The sequence below is a fragment of the Clostridium magnum DSM 2767 genome (assembly GCF_001623875.1).
Classification (GTDB): domain Bacteria; phylum Bacillota; class Clostridia; order Clostridiales; family Clostridiaceae; genus Clostridium_AM; species Clostridium_AM magnum.
This window is the reverse complement of record NZ_LWAE01000003.1, coordinates 579,111-596,350: the sequence shown is the minus strand read 5'-3', so window position 1 is coordinate 596,350 and position 17,240 is coordinate 579,111. Positions and strand designations below refer to the sequence as shown.

The window sequence follows — 17,240 nt, the reverse complement described above, 5'->3', positions numbered from 1 at the left end:
AGGAGATGGTAACATTGAATATTAGAACTGTATCGGTAATTGGTATAGGAACAATAGGACATGGAATAGCATTACTTTGTGCACAGGCTGGATTAAATGTAATTGTTTATGATAAGTCTGATATAATGTTAAATAAAGGATTTAAAAATATAAAATCAACTCTCTATTCATTAAAGCATAGAGGTAATTTAGAGGAAAAACAGTGTGAAGAAATTTTAAATAGGATAAAAGGAGTAGAAACAATTGCATATGCAGCTAAAGATGTGGACTTAGTTATTGAGTGCATAGATGAAAATATAGAATTAAAACAGAAAATCTTTAAGCAATTAGATGAACTTTGTCTTGAGAATGTAATCTTATCTACCTGCACTTCTGGACTTTCGCCAACAGCTATAGCAAAAAATACAAAACATCCTGAAAGAGTAGTGGTAGCACATTTCTGGAATCCACCTCAATTAATGCCTCTCGTAGAAGTAGTACCCGGTGAAAAAACATCCCAGGAAACAGTTAATAAAACCATAGAATGGGTTGAATCTATAGGTAAAAAGGCTATTATTATGAAAAAAGAATGTATAGGATTTATTGGCAATCGGCTTCAACATGCCTTGCTTAGGGAAGCTTTATATATAGTAGAACAAGGTTTTGCAGAACCAGAAGAAGTTGATAAGGCCATTCAATTGGGACTAGGAAGAAGGCTCCCAGTTACTGGTCCAATCTGTACCGCTGATTTAGCAGGACTTGACGTAGTGTACTCCATATCTAAATATTTGCTTAAAGATCTTTGTAATTCATTGGAACCCTCTGAGTTAATAAAAAGTAAGGTTGAGAAAGGTAAATTAGGAAGCAAGACTGGGCAGGGATTTTACGATTGGGCACCTCAGACTTTGCAAACTAAGCAAAAAGAGCGAGCAGAACTGCTTTCATATTTTTTAGAAAAAGATAGAGAGAAAGGTAGTTAGGGGGCTAGAAGCTATTATTAATGAAATATTTTAGACAAATCCAAGCTAGAGGATTTAGCATTGAAAATAAAATTAGTTTCAATGCTAAATCCTATTTTTATTGCATTGAAATTTGGAATAAATTGAGCTTAGCAAACATATAACTAAGCAGAAATAATTTTGTGAAGTATTGAAGCAAGATCTTAATTCAGATGGGGATTCTTTTACCCCATCTGAATTTTAGAGCTGCGAATGCATGGCTTACTTGGCGTTGAACTCCCACTTGAAGAAGTGGGAGACTTACGCCAAGTTAGTCATGTTAAATTTCTAAAGGGTGTGGTATTCTGTATAATTATTTGGGAATTTCTTTAGGACAGCTTTTAGAAAATGATGTACTTAAGGGTGTTAAAATTTTAGGCGGTGCATCAGGGATATCAAGGAGAGTTACAAATGTTAATGTTATGGAGGTTCCAGATATTATAGACTGGGTTAGTTCAGGAGAATTTTTGATTACAGCAGCCTATGCAATAAAAGATAACATAAATATACTTCTTGAACTTATTCCAAAACTAAATGAAAAAGGTGTAGCAGGACTAGGGATTAAAGTAGGCAGATATGTAAAGGAGTTGCCTCAAAATATTATTGATTTAGCTGACCAATTAAGTTTTCCTATTGTCCAAGTTCCTTTTAATGTTTCACATACGGATGTAATCTCAATTATTCTAGACTTAGTAATCGAAGAACAAATGGATATACATTCAAAAATTGAAAAATTTATTACTGAAGTAATGGACATAATGATGAAAGGTGGAACCTTAAAAGAAATTGCTGAAAAATTATATGAAAATATTGAACATCCACTGGCTATATATGAAAATGTCAGTGGTAGCTATGAATTTATTTGGGATAGGAGTACAGAGAGTAATATTTATGCTCAAGCTATAAATAGAGGACTAATAGATAAATTTATTAATGAGGAAGCAAGTTTGAGTTGTAAAGGTGTAGGTAATGAAATTGACGGGATTTATAATGAAAGTGTAGATGTTATTATGGGAAAAGCCATAAGGAGGATAACTATTCCCATAGTTATTGAAAAGACTAAATATGGATATATCTTTATATGGACAGATAAAAAGGATTTAGGATTGTATGATAAATTACTTATTGAGTCCTATGTTCATATTATTGCATTGAATTTTGTAAAAAAACTTTCCTTAGCAAATATGGAGAGCAAGTATAAATTGGAGTTTTTTAATAATTTGTTAAGCAATGATGAAAATAGGCAAAATGAGGCTATTGAAAGTGCAAAAACCTTTAATTTCAAATTAGGATTAAAATACACTGTATTAATTATATATTTTTATGACTATCATAAAAATAAGGATATAGTTTCTACTAAATCAAACTTTAACAAAAACATTGTTACTAACTTTTTATTTATTATTGATAGAATTGCTAAATTACAGAAAGAAACAATATTGTACGTGGATAAAAATAATAGCATCGTTATATTATATGGAAGTGAACCAGCGGAGAAATCTGATTTAATAAAGAAAAAAGTGATGAACTTCTGTGAAAACATAGAAACAGAGGCTCTAAAAAAGTTTAAAGAACAAAAATTCAGAATTGGAATCGGGCGATCATATATAGACCTGTGCAAGCTTAATAAAAGTTATGAACAAGCTAAGATTGTTGTGGAAAAATTTAACAAATCAAATACGGCAAATATTTTGCATTATGATGACTTAGGATTATATAGAATATTATGTTTTGATGGCATTCAAACGGAGCTTATTAAATTTTGCAGCGATACAATAAATCCAATTGTAGAATATGACAAAATAAATAATACTGAGTTAATTAAAACTCTAAAAGTTTATTTTCAGTGTAATGGCAATATGAAAAAGATGTCTAAAGAAATGTTTATGCATTATAATACTATAGTATATAGAATTCAGAAAATAAAGGATATTATAGGTGTTGACTTCGAAAATGGTGATAGTAGACTAAAGTTTGAAATTGCTTTGAAAGCTTTAGAATTAATTTAAATAATAATATTTAAATAAAAATAAAATAAACCATGACATATCTAGGAAACTCTGATGGTTATATAGATATAGCATGGTTTATTTATGTACTAAACATCTTTATGATGTTCATTATAAAAGTTTTTACTTTAAGAACTATTAATATAATTTTATTCTGCTAAATACCTTTTTCCTTTCACGTATCTTCTTAGGGATTCTCCTGCTTGAGCAAGTTGGAAAGCATTTACTAATATTCCTTCTTTATTTTTTACCTTTAGTCTTTCGATGTCGAAAAAAGGAAAGGAATCTTTAACTAATCCATCTTCAACAGAATCTAAAGAGCAGTATACTACCTTTGTACATTCTTCATTAAGCTGAACAGTATACCTATTATAACCAATCCAATCATGAAAATAAGGTATAAAATATTCAAAATTAAAACTGTCCAAGAACTTTTTACAATCTTCTCTGTTATCAAAATAATTTAGACTGTTCATTTTTTACCATTCCCCTTTATGTAAATTTAGAATTTTCTGACTCGATGATTATATTATACTGAGTATTTGCTATGTTGCCAATATATATTTAAAATGAAAACGCGTTAGATAAAAAAAGAGAACAAAAATCATATGATATCGTTTTCGTTACCTGCTTTATTAATTATTTTTTAGAATTTTCTTTAGTTTCAGTAAGCTATGCTAGTAACCAGCCGCATATGTCTTCAATAATTTTCTCTTCCTCTAAATTGTTACTCAAAGTTCTAAGTTTTTCGCATATTTTTACCATATCAAATGCAGTTTCTGGTAATGAGTTGCCTATTCTTACAATCAAATCATTATTCATAGCATCCGAATATACAACAGCTTTTTTTATAATAGATTTTTTAAGACTTAATGAAATATCTATGTTTCCCCAAGGAAATCTTTTTTCAAGTGTGATATCAAAGGCTGGAGATTCTCCATAAATCCAGTTCCAGGAAGAATACTTTTTATATAAAGTATCTATACTAAAGCTGTCCTTATCAAAGGTGAATTCCTCACAACTTCCACCATATAAAGTTTTAAAACTTTCCTTTAAGTTATTTTTCATAGAATCAATTGTTATAGCGTCATTTAAATTTTTAAGATTTACAACCCTAGCTTGTACAGAATCTATTCCTTTAGCTTTAATTTTTTCCTTTGAAACTTGTAGATAAAGTCCTAATTTACTCATATCTACATCTATAAGTATAGTGCCGTGGTGATATGTTAAGTTTCTACTAGAATAAAATGCATTACCAGAAAACTTTTTACCATCTATTTCAAGATCATTTCTTCCACTAGGATGTGCATTTATTCCTTCTTTTTGTACTGCATTTAAAATAACCTGTAATTGTTTTTCTAAATTATACAGAGGCTTAGTGGTTATAAAAGTAAAGTTCAGGTTGCCTAAGTCATGGAAAACTGCACCTCCCCCTGAAAGTCTTCTTGCTAGTTTTCCGTTATCTTTTTCTAAATCTTTACACTTACATTCTTTCCATGGATTTTGATTACTTCCAATAACTACAGTGTTTTGATTTTGCCATAGATAAAGAATTACTTCATTTTCTTTTACCGTATGTAATAGGTGTTCCTCTAAAGCTAAATTATACCAAGGATCAAATTCTAAAGATGAGATGATTTTTGTTTCAATATTATTAGTTAACAAAATATATTCCCCCTATTTTTAAAATTACTATCAGATCATTATTGTTTGAATTCTAAAATTTATCAGTGTTAGAACAAGCCCACCTGAATGTAGTTTCAACTAATATTATACAATACTAATCCAGTATCAACCAAGATAAAAAGTTCCTTAATAATGTTTTTTATACAAATAAAATGGACTGTGAATCTAATTGACGATTTATAAAAATATCCTGTGAAAAAATATGATTATGAGAAAAATTAATATATTTTTTAATAAGTTATTGAGTTTTTTACAATAAACCAGTATAATATTCTATAAAATGGAACATACGTGCCGAAAATTGGAACTATAGTTTTTGGATGAAGTGAAATTCGTGGAGAGGAAGGATTAGTATGTATAAAGTTGACTTGAATTGTGATTTAGGAGAGAGTTTTGGTAATTATAAAATAGGTGCGGATGAAGAAATATTAACCTTTGTTACATCTGCAAATATTGCTTGTGGATTTCATGCAGGGGATCCAGCGGTTATGCATAAAACTGTAAGACTTGCCATTGAGAATGAAGTTTCAATAGGAGCACATCCAGGGCTTCCTGATTTAGTGGGATTCGGAAGAAGAAATATGAATATTTCTCCGGAAGATGCTTATGATATGGTAGTTTATCAGGTTGGTGCTTTAAATGCATTTGTAAAAGCTGAAGGTGGAAAATTACAGCATGTTAAGCCTCACGGAGCGCTTTATAATATGGCTGCTAAAAACCATATTCTAGCTAAGGCAATAGCTGAGGCTATTTATAAAGTAGACTCCCAACTAATATTATTTGGTCTTTCAGGAAGTGAACTTATAAAAGCAGGAGAAAAGGTAGGACTTCGTACTGCTAGTGAAGTCTTTGCAGATAGAACCTATCAGGAAGATGGTTCACTTACACCTAGAACTGAGAGGAATGCTGTTATTACCGATGAAGGGGATGCTATTAAACAGGTTATAAAGATGGTTAGAGAAGGAACCGTACTATGTCAGCAGGGTTTTGATATTCCAATAAAAGCAGAGACAATTTGCCTACATGGCGATGGTGTACATGCATTAGCTTTTGCACAAGAAATCAATAAGCAGTTAGAGGCTTTTGAAATTAATATTAAGAGTTTTATGAAGTGAAACTTTAATCAGATGGGGTTTCAACCCCACTTGATTATTAGTTGAACGAATCCAGTGACGTATCTGCTCTTTATTCCCACTTTGAAAAAGATGGGAGTATTAGAGCGGGTAGTCATCGGATAAATAATTAAGGTTATATTTTATTGTTTGAAAGGGGAAAATTTATGTTTACATTGATTGGTGTTGTTATTGTTGTTGTTGGTTTTGCAATGCGTTTTAATCCTCTGCTAGTGGTAACTATTGCAGGTATTGCTACTGGATTTGCTGGTGATCTTTCTATTTTTAAAATTCTCACAATCTTCGGAGAATCCTTTGTGAAAAATCGATATTTGTCATTATTCATACTTACTTTGCCTGTTATTGGGTTATTAGAAAGAAGTGGATTAAAAGAACAATCACAAATATTAATTGGTAAAATAAAGGCTGCAACCTGTGGACGTATTTTACTATTATATCTTTTTATACGTGAGATAACAGCTGCTTTAGGTTTAACAAGTTTTGGTGGACATGCACAAATGGTACGTCCTCTTGTTTCACCTATGGCAGAGGCAGCAGCTGAAAATAAATATGGTAATTTACCAGAGAAAACCCGTAACAAAATTAAGGCTTTTGCTGCATCCGCAGATAACGTTGGGGTATTCTTTGGAGAAGATATATTTATAGCCTTTGGTGCAATTTTACTTATAAAAGGCTTCTATGATCAAAATGGAATTCATTTAGATCCTATACATATAGCCCTTTGGGGAATACCAACTGCTATATCAGCATTTTTAATCCACGGTATAAGACTTATTTTACTTGATAGAAAAATAAAAAAAGAGGTAGAAGATTCAAATACAGAAGATGAGAATATCAATATAGGGGGAGTGAGATAACATGATTATTAGCCTTGAGTTTATTTATTATATAGCAGGTATCTTTTTAACTTTAATTACTGTTTTAACTTTGAAAGATAAAAAAAATCCTAAACGTGTCACTACTGCTTTGTTTTGGGGACTTTACGCACTTACATTCCTATTTGGAAAAGTTATTCCACCAATGTATATGGGAATTATGGTGATTTTAATTGCTGTTACAGCAGGCTTTGGTGGCGTAGGATTAGGTTCATATAGTGAGTCTACTGAAACTGAGCGTAAAGCTTCTGCTAAAAAGCTAGGAAACTTATTATTTTTGCCAGCACTTTTAATTCCTATTGTTACGATAATTGGAGCCTTGTGGCTTAAAGATGTAAAAATAGGAGGATTACTATTACTAGATAAAAGTAATGTTACTATTGTCAGTCTAGGAATAGCTTGTTTAATTGCTTTAGTTGTATCCTTATTAATAACAAAACAAAAGGCAATGCAATCTATTAAAGAGAGTAGAAGGTTAATTGATACTATTGGATGGGCATCTATTCTTCCTCAAATGTTAGCAGCTCTAGGAGGACTTTTTACTGTAGCTGGTGTTGGTACCGCTGTTACAAAACTGGTTAGTGGGGCGATTCCTGTCGACAATAAGTTTTTAGTTGTTGTTGCCTATGTTCTAGCTATGGCTTTGTTTACAATGGTTATGGGGAACGCCTTTGCAGCATTTCCTGTTATTACGGGAGGAATAGGACTACCTTTAGTTGTACAAATGCATGGAGGAAATCCAGCAGTACTAGCGGCAATTGGAATGTTCTCAGGTTATTGCGGAACACTTATGACCCCTATGGCAGCCAATTATAATATTGTTCCTGCAGCATTATTAGATTTGCCAGATAAAAATGGCGTTATTAAAGCACAAGTACCAACGGCATTGATGTTATTAACAGTAAATATATTCTTAATGTATTTTCTTGTTTATTAATTTTACTTTAGACTGGAGTGAATGTTACAATGAAAAAAGTAAAGGTATCAGTTGAGATGTTTCCTATAGGTGAATCTGGAATCTTAGTTGAATTTGGAAATAATATTCATCCAGATATACACAGAAAGACTAAGGCGTTAACGGATTATCTTGATACACATCCATTTCAAGGAATGATTGAATGTGTATCTGCCTTTTCAAGTGTTGCTGTGTTTTATGATCCTATAAAAGTTAAAAATCTACAAACTAATTATGCAGAAAAAGGCCAACTTTCTTATAACATTGTTAAATCTGTACTTCAAGAAATTTTATTATCATTAAATGAGTTTGCTAATAGTAAACCAAGAATTGTTGAGATTCCTGTATGCTATGGTGGAGAGTTTGGTCCAGACTTAGAATATGTAGCAGAATATAATAAAATTACTGTGGATGAAGTAGTTAAAATTCATTCCAGTGGTGAATACCTTGTTTATATGATTGGCTTTGCTCCAGGTTTTCCGTACTTAGGTGGAATGTCTGAAAAAATCTCTGTTCCCAGGCGTCAAAGTCCTCGTATGCTAATTCCCCAAGGTTCAGTAGGAATTGCAGGAATGCAAACAGGTGTTTATCCTATAGGTACCCCAGGGGGCTGGCAGTTAATTGGACGTACTCCATTAGAACTGTTTCGTCCCAAGGAATCCTCCCCAAGCCTTCTCAAATCCGGTGACATAGTAAAATTTTATCCAATTTCCTATGAGGAATATAAAAAACATAAGGAGGAAAGATAGTGGGTATAACAGTTATTAATCCTGGTCTTTTGACAACAATTCAAGACTTGGGTAGATATGGATATCAAAAGTATGGAATAATAGTTAGTGGTGCTATGGATACTTATTCGTTAAGGCTTGCAAATCTTCTAGTAGGGAATAAAGAAGGTGAAGCGGCGCTTGAGATTACCTTAATGGGACCCTCACTAGAAATAGAAAAAGGTACTCTTCTGGCTATTACTGGTGGTGATTTGTCACCTACAATTAATGGAGAATCTATTCCTATGTGGAGACCTGTTTATTTGCATGAAAAAAGTATTTTGAAATTTGGAGCTTGTAAGTCTGGTTGCCGTTCCTATCTAGCTGTTGCAGGTGGATATGATGTTGCAGAAGTTATGGAAAGTAAAAGCACATATCTTAGAGCTGGAATAGGTGGGTTTCAAGGACGAGGATTACAAAAAGACGATGTGTTGGAATTTAAATCGCCTAGAGAAGAGTCACTAAATATTATAGAAAATTTATCTAAAAAACATTCAGCAAATTTTTTTAGCTCAACACTTTGGTATTTAAGAAAAAAATCGGTTATAAAGGATTCTCAAAATATTAAGATTCGAGTTATAAGGAATAGACAATTTGATCAGTTTTCTTTAGATAGTAAAAAACAATTTCTTACTTGTTCTTTTAAGATTAGCCACCAATCGGATAGAATGGGATACCGTTTGCAGGGACCAGCTATAAATTTAGAGAAGCCTTTGGAAATGATTTCTGAAGCAGTAGCTCTTGGAACCATCCAGGTACCACCTGACGGAAACCCGATTATATTATTAGCTGACAGGCAAACTGTAGGTGGATACCCTAAAATTGCACAGATAGCTACAGTAGATATTTCTAAAGTTGTTCAAAGCAAGCCAGGAGACAGGATTTCTTTTGAGGAGATTTCTCTTGAAGAAGCTGAAAGGCTGTACATTGAAAGAGAAAAATATATTCAAAATCTCAAAATAGCAATTACTTTGCGAAAATGCTAATTGGCAAATATCTGTGAAGATTGTAGAATTAAATATTGCTTTTTGTTATACAACAGGATAAAATTTAAAGCATATAAAATTTACTATTAAAGGTATGAATAAGTTATGCAAAACAAAAATAAAACAGTTGTAAAATCAATGGATTTATTGAATCTCTTTCGCAGTTATCCAAAGCTTAGTTTAAGTGAAATGGTACAATTATCAGGCATACCCAAAACTTCTGTTCATCGTATGGTTAGTTCACTAGAAGATATGGGGTTTCTAAAGAAAGAGGAGAATAATAAATATTCTCTTGGGTTTTTATTTTTAGAATTTGGTCAATTGGTTAAAGAGAGAATAGATATACGCAAAATTGCTTTGCCTATCATGTATTCTCTTCGTGAGGAAGCAGGAGAGGCGGTTAACCTAGTTATTAAGGAAGGAAATGAAGCTATATATATTGAAAAATTAGAAACACTGCAGCCTGTCAGAGTATATACCAAAATTGGACGTAGAGCACCATTATATGGAGGGGCATGCCCCCGTATACTTCTTGCTTTTTTACCAGAAATAGAAATTGAACAATATTTAAAGCAAACTGAATTAAAGCAAGTCGCAATGCAGACAATAACGGACAAGAATTATTTATTGCAGGTTTTAGCAGAATCTGAAAAGAATGGATATGCTGTAAGCCATTCCGAACTACAAGATTACTCTTCAGCTGTGGCAGCACCTATTTTTGATTCTTTAAATCAAGTTGTGGCAGGAATCAGTCTTGTAGGTCCAAGTATGCGATTTCAAGAGGAGCATCTGTCAAAATTGGTTGAATTGGTCAAAAAGGGCGGAAATGAGATTTCATATAAATTAGGCTGGAAAGGATTAAAAGAAAAAATCAACTTATGATTATTCTATAAGTTGATTTTTTCTGTTTGATTATACTTATAAAAGTCTTCATTATAACTAAACTGCTTTTTTAAACAGAACCCAAGGTCCACAATCATCTTGCGTTACTGCAAAATATTTTATATTTGCACTAATTAATATATTTACAAGTTTTTCAACAACATTTTCATTCTTGTTCTTTTTTCTTTTCTTAGAAAAACCTCTTTCTTTTCTATTATAATCAAATTCCGTAGTATACAAATCTCCTTCAACATAAGCAATCCCCTCAGGAGATAACACTCTATATATCTCTTTAAAGGCTTTTATAGGATCTTTCCAGAACCATATAGAATCCTTACTTACAACTAGATCAACGGATTGATCCTCCAATGGTATATTATGTACATCTCCAGGTAATGGTTTAACCCTATTTTTTAAACCAGTATTTTCAGCTTTTTTCACTTTAATATCTAATGAGTCTGCTGATTTATCAAGTAGATAAACAGACATATCTGTTACTTTAGCCATTTCAATACCTAAAGTAGCATCACAACTACCTACATCAATACAAACCCCAGAATTGCGGCTGATGTTTTCTTTTATGTGATAAACTGCAGGTGAATAATTAGATGGACATACATCAATTTCAGCTTTATTAAATTTTAAATTTTTTTCTCCGCATTTCATTTATATATACCTCCATCACTTTAAAATGTAAAAATTATCTACAATATATATTATTAAACTTATCCTCTTATAATATATATTATAAAGATTTAAATGTATATTTCAATATGTTTTGATGATATTTTTGATGAATTAATAAAAAGCATTTAAATATTTTAACAAATTAATATCAAGTCTATGGTTAATATTAATTTGTTTATAATGTTTTAAAAGATTTACAAATATAAAAGGAGTAAGAATTGTAAAGTAAATTTATTAGGGTTAACTTGTATAAAGGTGTTACATTATTTGTTAAAATTGTATTACAATTCTTTATATTATAGCAATTTAATAAAAAAATATATATTTTTTTATTAAATTGTTATCTTGTTTTAAAAAAAATGATATAATGTAAAAAATGAAAACTGCATGGATATGGTGTTGAAAGGGGGAGCTTCTATGAATTTATTTGAAAAACTAAAATTTGTAAGAAAAACAACAAAATTAAATGAAATGAATATTAAAAATGAAAAAGATAACAAAAAAAATCTAGTATTATTAAAGAAAAAAGATTGGTTTAAAGATGTGAAAATAGTAAATAGTTTAATATTTATTGTGATTTTATCCTTAATATCGATTATTTCTATAGGATATTTAGGGTACTATGGAATGAAAAAAATAAATCTTAATTCAATTCATATATATGAAAGTAAGCTAATACCAATAACTGAATTAAATTCTATTAAAGAAGGACTATTGACTATAAGACTTTATGCTAATTTATCAACCACAAAACATAATTCGTTAAATGACGCAGAAATAAAGAAAATAGATGAAAATATTCAAGTTCTTTTTTCAAGTTATAAATCAAAAAAGCTAACTACAGATCAAAAATCTAGAATAAATAACATTAGTGCACAATATGAAACTTATATGAAAAAGTGGAAAGGAATATCAGAATTATTGAAGAGCGGCACACAGATAGATAAAAATGTATTTAATGATTTTGAAGCAGAGGGGACAAACTTATATACTAATTTAACTATATTAGCAGATAACGATAAGATGTCCGCTCTTGAGATAAATAAAGATAATGAGAATGTTTATAAAAGGATATTATTATATTTCACAGTGCTATTTTTAGGATTTGCAGCATTGATAGTTATTATATCCTCATTTATCGTAAATATGATTAAAAATTCGCTTAATGATATGAGTAAGGATTTGGATGCTGTTGCTAATAAGGATCTTACTATACAAATTGATGTTAATCAAAAGAATGAATTTGGAGCTATGAAAAAACATTTAGCTAAGACTGTAAATGAAATTAGAGAAGTGATTATGGTCATTCAATCTAATTCTTCTACAATTGATGAACAATCTCAAGTATTATCAAATATATCAAATAAGATGTTACATTCCTCAGGGGAAGTGGCTGCTGCAGTTAATAATGTTTCTATGAGTGCATCCAAGCAGTCAGAAGACTTGATGAGTATAACTTATTCATTAGATGGTTTTGGAACTCAAATTGAGAGTATAACTGTTTCAATTAAAGATGTAGAAGGAAATACAATTTTTATAAATAAAATGGCTGAAGATAGCAATGAGTCCTTACAGGTATTAGTGGACTCAATTGGAAACATAAATAATATGTTTAGTGATGTGAGTAATAAAATATTGTCTCTAAATAGCAATATAGGAAAAATATATGAAATCACTGATGTTATAAAGAGTATCGCTGAGCAAACAAATTTACTAGCACTTAATGCAGCTATTGAGGCGGCTAGAGCTGGTGATAAAGGTAGAGGTTTTTCTGTAGTTGCAGAGGAAATTCGTAAATTGGCAGAACAGTCTAAAGTGTCATCAACTAGTATAAATAACTTAATATGTGATATATCGAAAGAAACGAGCAATGTAGTATATACTACAAATGAAGTTAGTAAAGAACTTAGTGGACAAGTTATTTCTATTGAAAACTCTATAGTGTCTTTTCAAAAAATTATTAGTTCTCTGGGTAATATAATGCCAAAAGTTAATGCAGTTTACTCTCAAGCAGCTAGTATAAATGAAATAAAAAATGGCATTATCGAAAATGTAGAAAATACAACATCCATAGCACAAGAGTTTTCTTCTTCAGCAGAAGAAATTGCTGCAACTTCTCAAGAGTTAAATGCTTTTTCCACAGAGGTAGCTGAAACTTCAAATACTCTTGCTAGACTTACTAAAAATGCTATTGAAAATGTTAATACATTTAAAATTTAATTAGTAAATTAAGTGAAACTTCACTCAGATGGGGTGTCAAACTCAACTTAATTCTTTAAGATATGAAAAAATTAATGACGGATGTAAATAAAAATATAGCAGTATATTCCAGTATATACTGCTATATTTTTAAATTTCTAATAAGAATAATGAACTGTACCACTTATATAGATAAGTTATTTTCTGCCCACTTGACTACATATTCTATAGCATGTTCATCATTGGAACTGCATTTATATTTTACTTCATCTAGTAGCTTTTTGTTTCCATTAGCCACACAAAAACCATAGCCAGTTCTCTTAAGCATTTCATAATCATTCATGTTATCACCTACTGAAATTGCCTTAGAGATATCTATATTTAGAATATTACATAATCTTTCTAAGGCATGTCCTTTAGAAGTGCACTGTGGTAATAATTCTAAATAATTTTCACCGCTTCTAACTAAATTTACTTGACCAAAAGTAGAGATAAAGACGTCCTCTAACATATCTATCTGATCTTCTTCACCTAGTATTAAAATTTTTGTCCAATTTTTGTTCCATAAGCTTTCTGGTATGTTGTAATGTACATCAGATCTTGCTTTAGCAAAGCGTTTTGTAAATCTACAGTGATTGAAAATATAAACATTTTCTTCACAGTATATTTCTATTCCTAAAGAAGCATCAGTTTTCTTTACTTTCTTAATTAGGTTTTTTATTTCATCCTCTAAAAATAATTCGTATATAGTTTCTTCTTTAGTATAATCATAAATCTTTGTACCATTGTACAATATCACAGGTATATTTATATCAATAAGGTGTAGATATCTTTTGGCTGATTCTAGCATTCTACCTGTAGCAATTGTAAATATGCCTCCCTGCGCTACAAAGCGATTTATAGCGTTAATATTTTCCTCAGAGATTCTTCCGTCATTATCAATCAAGGTTCCATCCATATCTGAAACTAATAAATAACCTTCAAATTTCTTGCCCATACTTTTCTCCATATTTCTATTTAAATATTTAATATATATATTAAATTGTATACTAAAAATTAAAATTCACCAATAGAGAATAGTACTTTTATTTGAAAAAAAGTAGTTTTTGCTCATGGAGGGATTAGTTTGATATTAGAAATTTGGCGAATTTAGCAGAATTGTGGATTAATAATATCTATGGTATTATAAATATGATAAAAAAGTATAGACATCATGAAAATATTAGAGTAAGAAAAATTAAAGGCGATAGAGAGGAGATTAAATATGCTGAAAGATTTTAAAGAATTTGCAGTAAAGGGAAATGTATTAGATTTAGCGGTTGGTGTAGTTATAGGTGGTGCCTTTGGAAAAATAGTTACTTCTTTGGTTAATGATATTATTATGCCAATAGCGGGTGCTTTAACTGGAGGAATTAATTTTACATATTTGAAATTTGTAATTAAACCAGCTTATGGTAGTGTGCCAGCAGTTACTCTTAATTACGGAGCTTTCATCCAAAATGTTATTGATTTTCTAATTGTTTCATTTTCTATCTTCTTATTTATTAAATTAATAAATAAATTTAAAATAGAAAAAGAGGGTATAGTTATTAAAGAAGAAGAAAAACCATCAAAGGAAGCATTGTTGCTTGAAGAAATTAGAGATTTATTAAAAAAATAAAGGAATATTTATGGAGCTGGAATTGTCACGTTTTTATGATAATTTTCAGCTCAAGTGAATTGCTTTGTGTAAATTTTGCAATTTTTCACAGCACCATATTTAATATCTATAAATTTGTTGGTGATATAGAAGTTAAGTTGATAATAAAAAGTTGTCAATACTTGAAGAATACTAGGATTTAATGTAAAATTAGTCTAATATATAAATATATTTAAATTAATTATATACTACATGTCAAAAAATCTATTATGGTAGGTGGTCTTGTTGAAAAATGCAATGTTCCGAAATCGTTCTCTAAAACTAAAAATAACCCTCAGTGCTCTTTTAGTACTTATGATATCTACACTTCTACTAGCCATTATATCTCTTACAATTATTAACAAAAAGTTTGAAAACCAAGTAAAAGAAGATGGCATGAGTTTAGTAGAAGAAATATCAACGGAAGTCGAAAATAATAATTTAATAGTGAAACAACTAGATAGCTTACTAGGAGAAAAAATTTTAACTGTGGCTTATCTAGTTGGTGAAAATGCAAATATTTCTAATGAATATTTATTACAGGTTGCAAAAGATATAAATGTTCAGGAAATAAATGTAGTTAACCCCTCTGGGGAAATAATCTATTCCAATCTGCCAGAGAATATTGGGTATAAGTATCTTGAGGATCATCCAGTGCAGCCAGTTCTTCAAGGGAAAGAATCAAAAGTAGTAGAACAAGTAAGACAAAGCAGTAATAGTGCTGACAAAAATTATTACAAGTATGGTGCAAGTTCTTTAAAAAATGGAGGGCTAATACAAGTTGGAATACTTGCTAATGAGGTTCAAAAAGTGGGCCAAGCAGTAAATAATCAAACACTGGTAGATAGACTAGGTAAAAAGCAAAATATAGTATATGCGTTGACTATAGATACTAATTTAAAAGCCGCCACTCACAGTGATAAAAGCAGGATAGGGATTTCTTTGACGGATGAAGGGAGTAAGACAGCGGTAAAGGACGGAAAAATGTATTCGTCATTATATAAATATAAGGGAGAAGAATATGTTTATGATGTTATTATGCCTATAAGGGAAAATGATACTGTTATAGGGGCAGCAAATATAGGACTTTCATTGAAAAATGAAAAGGCGGCCATTAGAAGTATTATTATAAGCTTTGTTGTAGTTACACTATTATTATTAATTATTGGTGGTTTTATATTAAGATTTATTGTAGGATCAACTTTAAATCCACTAGATAAATTAGCCTTAGCGGCGGAAAATGTGGCAGAAGGTGACTTAACTAAGAATATAGAAATTGAAACCAATGATGAAGTAGGAAAACTTGGATTAAGTTTTAATAATATGATCTCAAATTTGAAAAACATAGTAGTTAAGATAAATGAAATGTCTGGAGGGCTTGCAACATCCTCTAAAGCCCTGCTATCTTCAGCGGAACAAGCTTCAGCATCTTCAGAAGAGATTTCTATTTCTACTCAGGAAGTGGCTAATGGAGCAGAAAAACAGGTTAATGCTACTGAAGAAATTTCATCAAGTATAAAAGTTTTTGTAGGCAACGTATTAATTATTAAAGATCAGATTAATGAAATTGTAAAATTCTCAGATGATACCAATATACTTGCTTCTAGTGGTAAAGAGAAAATGAATGACATGATTAAACAAATCGAAACTATTAAAAGCAGTGTAAATTATTCATCCGAGGTGATATCAGAGCTTCAAAGAACCTCTAAAGAGATAGGAAATATAGTTGAAATAATAGATGGAATAGCGGATCAAACAAATTTATTAGCATTGAATGCATCTATTGAGGCTGCTAGAGCTGGAGAAGCAGGAAGAGGATTTGCAGTGGTGGCTGATGAAGTTAGAAAGCTTGCAGAAGAATCCATGAGATCTTCGAGCGATATCAAACAGTTAATTGTTGCTACACAGAGTAGAACTGATGTGGCCTTAGAATCAATAGAAAGAGGAAATAAAGAAGCAGAAAAAGGTCAAGAAATAGTTGAGATAGTAGGGAAAAATCTAAATGAAATAATAAAGTCCTTTGACTATACTAAGGAAAATCTAGAAAAAGTAAATGAGAGGATTATTAACTCTAAAGACGAAATGGATAAAATAGATGGAAATTTACAAGATATTCAAGGAATTTCTACTAATACAGCGGCAAATACTGAACAGGTAGCTGCTTCAAGTCAAGAGCAGGCTGCTATACTTCAAGAGATCTCATATAATGTTCAGAAGCTTACAAATATGGCTGAGGAACTTGAAAATAGCATAAATACTTTTAAAATATAAAGGATAATTTGAATAACATAGGGGGACTTGGCTAGCCAGTCTTGGATGAAGTGTAAACTTGAATCAGATGGGGTTTCAAACCCCACCTGATTCTTAGTTGAACGAATCCAGGGGCGTAGCCGCTCGCAACGTACA

Annotated in this window: 16 protein-coding genes; 12 read left to right on the top strand and 4 right to left on the bottom strand. The window is 30.8% G+C overall.

The features are described 5' to 3' along the window. Nucleotides 1-14 precede the first annotated feature (14 nt). On the top strand, nt 15-959 hold the full coding sequence (locus CLMAG_RS16205; protein WP_066624669.1) for a 3-hydroxyacyl-CoA dehydrogenase family protein: 945 nt from the start codon (nt 15-17) through the stop codon (nt 957-959). Between the two features lie 335 nt (nt 960-1,294). Further along, complete coding sequence (locus CLMAG_RS16200) at nt 1,295-2,986, top strand: PucR family transcriptional regulator (protein ID WP_066624666.1); 1,692 nt, start codon at nt 1,295-1,297, stop codon at nt 2,984-2,986. Nucleotides 2,987-3,135: 149 nt separating this feature from the next. On the opposite strand, the gene CLMAG_RS16195 is transcribed toward CLMAG_RS16200, so the two are convergent. Continuing rightward, nucleotides 3,136-3,462, bottom strand: a complete 327-nt coding sequence (locus tag CLMAG_RS16195) for a hypothetical protein (RefSeq protein ID WP_066624663.1) — start codon at nt 3,460-3,462, stop codon at nt 3,136-3,138. A gap of 196 nt (nt 3,463-3,658) precedes the next feature. Continuing rightward, entirely contained in the window at nt 3,659-4,651 is a 993-nt protein-coding gene (lplA, locus tag CLMAG_RS16190) for a lipoate--protein ligase (RefSeq protein WP_066624662.1), read from the bottom strand. 374 nt (nt 4,652-5,025) lie between these two features. Between lplA and pxpA the strand changes: the two genes are divergently transcribed. The 6 genes from pxpA to CLMAG_RS16160 all read left to right on the top strand — a co-directional run bounded on the left by pxpA (nt 5,026) and on the right by CLMAG_RS16160 (nt 10,270). Further along, nucleotides 5,026-5,787 (top strand): 5-oxoprolinase subunit PxpA, encoded by a 762-nt coding sequence (pxpA, locus tag CLMAG_RS16185; protein ID WP_066624661.1) that lies wholly within the window; start codon nt 5,026-5,028, stop codon nt 5,785-5,787. Between the two features lie 164 nt (nt 5,788-5,951). Continuing rightward, nucleotides 5,952-6,662, top strand: coding sequence for a DUF969 domain-containing protein (locus CLMAG_RS16180; RefSeq protein ID WP_066624659.1), 711 nt, complete (start codon nt 5,952-5,954; stop codon nt 6,660-6,662). Nucleotide 6,663: 1 nt separating this feature from the next. After that, on the top strand, nt 6,664-7,617 hold the full coding sequence (locus CLMAG_RS16175) for a DUF979 domain-containing protein (protein WP_066624656.1): 954 nt from the start codon (nt 6,664-6,666) through the stop codon (nt 7,615-7,617). A gap of 29 nt (nt 7,618-7,646) precedes the next feature. After that, nucleotides 7,647-8,384, top strand: a complete 738-nt coding sequence (gene pxpB / locus CLMAG_RS16170; protein ID WP_066624653.1) for a 5-oxoprolinase subunit PxpB — start codon at nt 7,647-7,649, stop codon at nt 8,382-8,384. Then, nucleotides 8,384-9,388, top strand: a complete 1,005-nt coding sequence (locus tag CLMAG_RS16165; RefSeq protein ID WP_066624651.1) for a 5-oxoprolinase subunit C family protein — start codon at nt 8,384-8,386, stop codon at nt 9,386-9,388. The genes pxpB and CLMAG_RS16165 overlap by 1 nt, the downstream gene beginning before the upstream one ends. 105 nt (nt 9,389-9,493) lie before the next feature. Beyond that, nucleotides 9,494-10,270, top strand: coding sequence for an IclR family transcriptional regulator (locus CLMAG_RS16160; RefSeq protein ID WP_066624649.1), 777 nt, complete (start codon nt 9,494-9,496; stop codon nt 10,268-10,270). Nucleotides 10,271-10,327: 57 nt separating this feature from the next. Here the strand turns inward: CLMAG_RS16160 and CLMAG_RS16155 are convergent, their stop codons facing one another. Further along, entirely contained in the window at nt 10,328-10,936 is a 609-nt protein-coding gene (locus CLMAG_RS16155) for a class I SAM-dependent methyltransferase (RefSeq protein ID WP_066624646.1), read from the bottom strand. Nucleotides 10,937-11,374: 438 nt separating this feature from the next. On the opposite strand from CLMAG_RS16155, the gene CLMAG_RS16150 reads away from it, so the two are divergent. Then, the gene (locus CLMAG_RS16150; RefSeq protein ID WP_066624643.1) at nt 11,375-13,177 is read left to right on the top strand and encodes a methyl-accepting chemotaxis protein; all 1,803 of its coding nucleotides are present in this window, start codon (nt 11,375-11,377) and stop codon (nt 13,175-13,177) included. Between the two features lie 163 nt (nt 13,178-13,340). Here the strand turns inward: CLMAG_RS16150 and CLMAG_RS16145 are convergent, their stop codons facing one another. Further along, nucleotides 13,341-14,153 carry a Cof-type HAD-IIB family hydrolase gene (locus tag CLMAG_RS16145; protein WP_066624632.1) on the bottom strand — a complete coding sequence of 271 codons (813 nt, stop codon included), beginning with the start codon at nt 14,151-14,153 and terminating at the stop codon, nt 13,341-13,343. Between the two features lie 143 nt (nt 14,154-14,296). Between CLMAG_RS16145 and CLMAG_RS32505 the strand changes: the two genes are divergently transcribed. The 3 genes from CLMAG_RS32505 (at nt 14,297) to CLMAG_RS16135 (ending at nt 17,105) form a co-directional block, all read left to right on the top strand. After that, nucleotides 14,297-14,437: a hypothetical protein gene (locus tag CLMAG_RS32505; protein WP_161486986.1), complete on the top strand. Its 141-nt coding sequence runs from the start codon at nt 14,297-14,299 to the stop codon at nt 14,435-14,437. Continuing rightward, nucleotides 14,421-14,816: a large-conductance mechanosensitive channel protein MscL gene (gene mscL, locus CLMAG_RS16140; RefSeq protein WP_066624631.1), complete on the top strand. Its 396-nt coding sequence runs from the start codon at nt 14,421-14,423 to the stop codon at nt 14,814-14,816. Before CLMAG_RS32505 ends, mscL begins: the two co-directional genes overlap by 17 nt. A gap of 255 nt (nt 14,817-15,071) precedes the next feature. Next, the gene (locus CLMAG_RS16135) at nt 15,072-17,105 is read left to right on the top strand and encodes a methyl-accepting chemotaxis protein (protein WP_242873050.1); all 2,034 of its coding nucleotides are present in this window, start codon (nt 15,072-15,074) and stop codon (nt 17,103-17,105) included. Nucleotides 17,106-17,240: the final 135 nt, after the last annotated feature.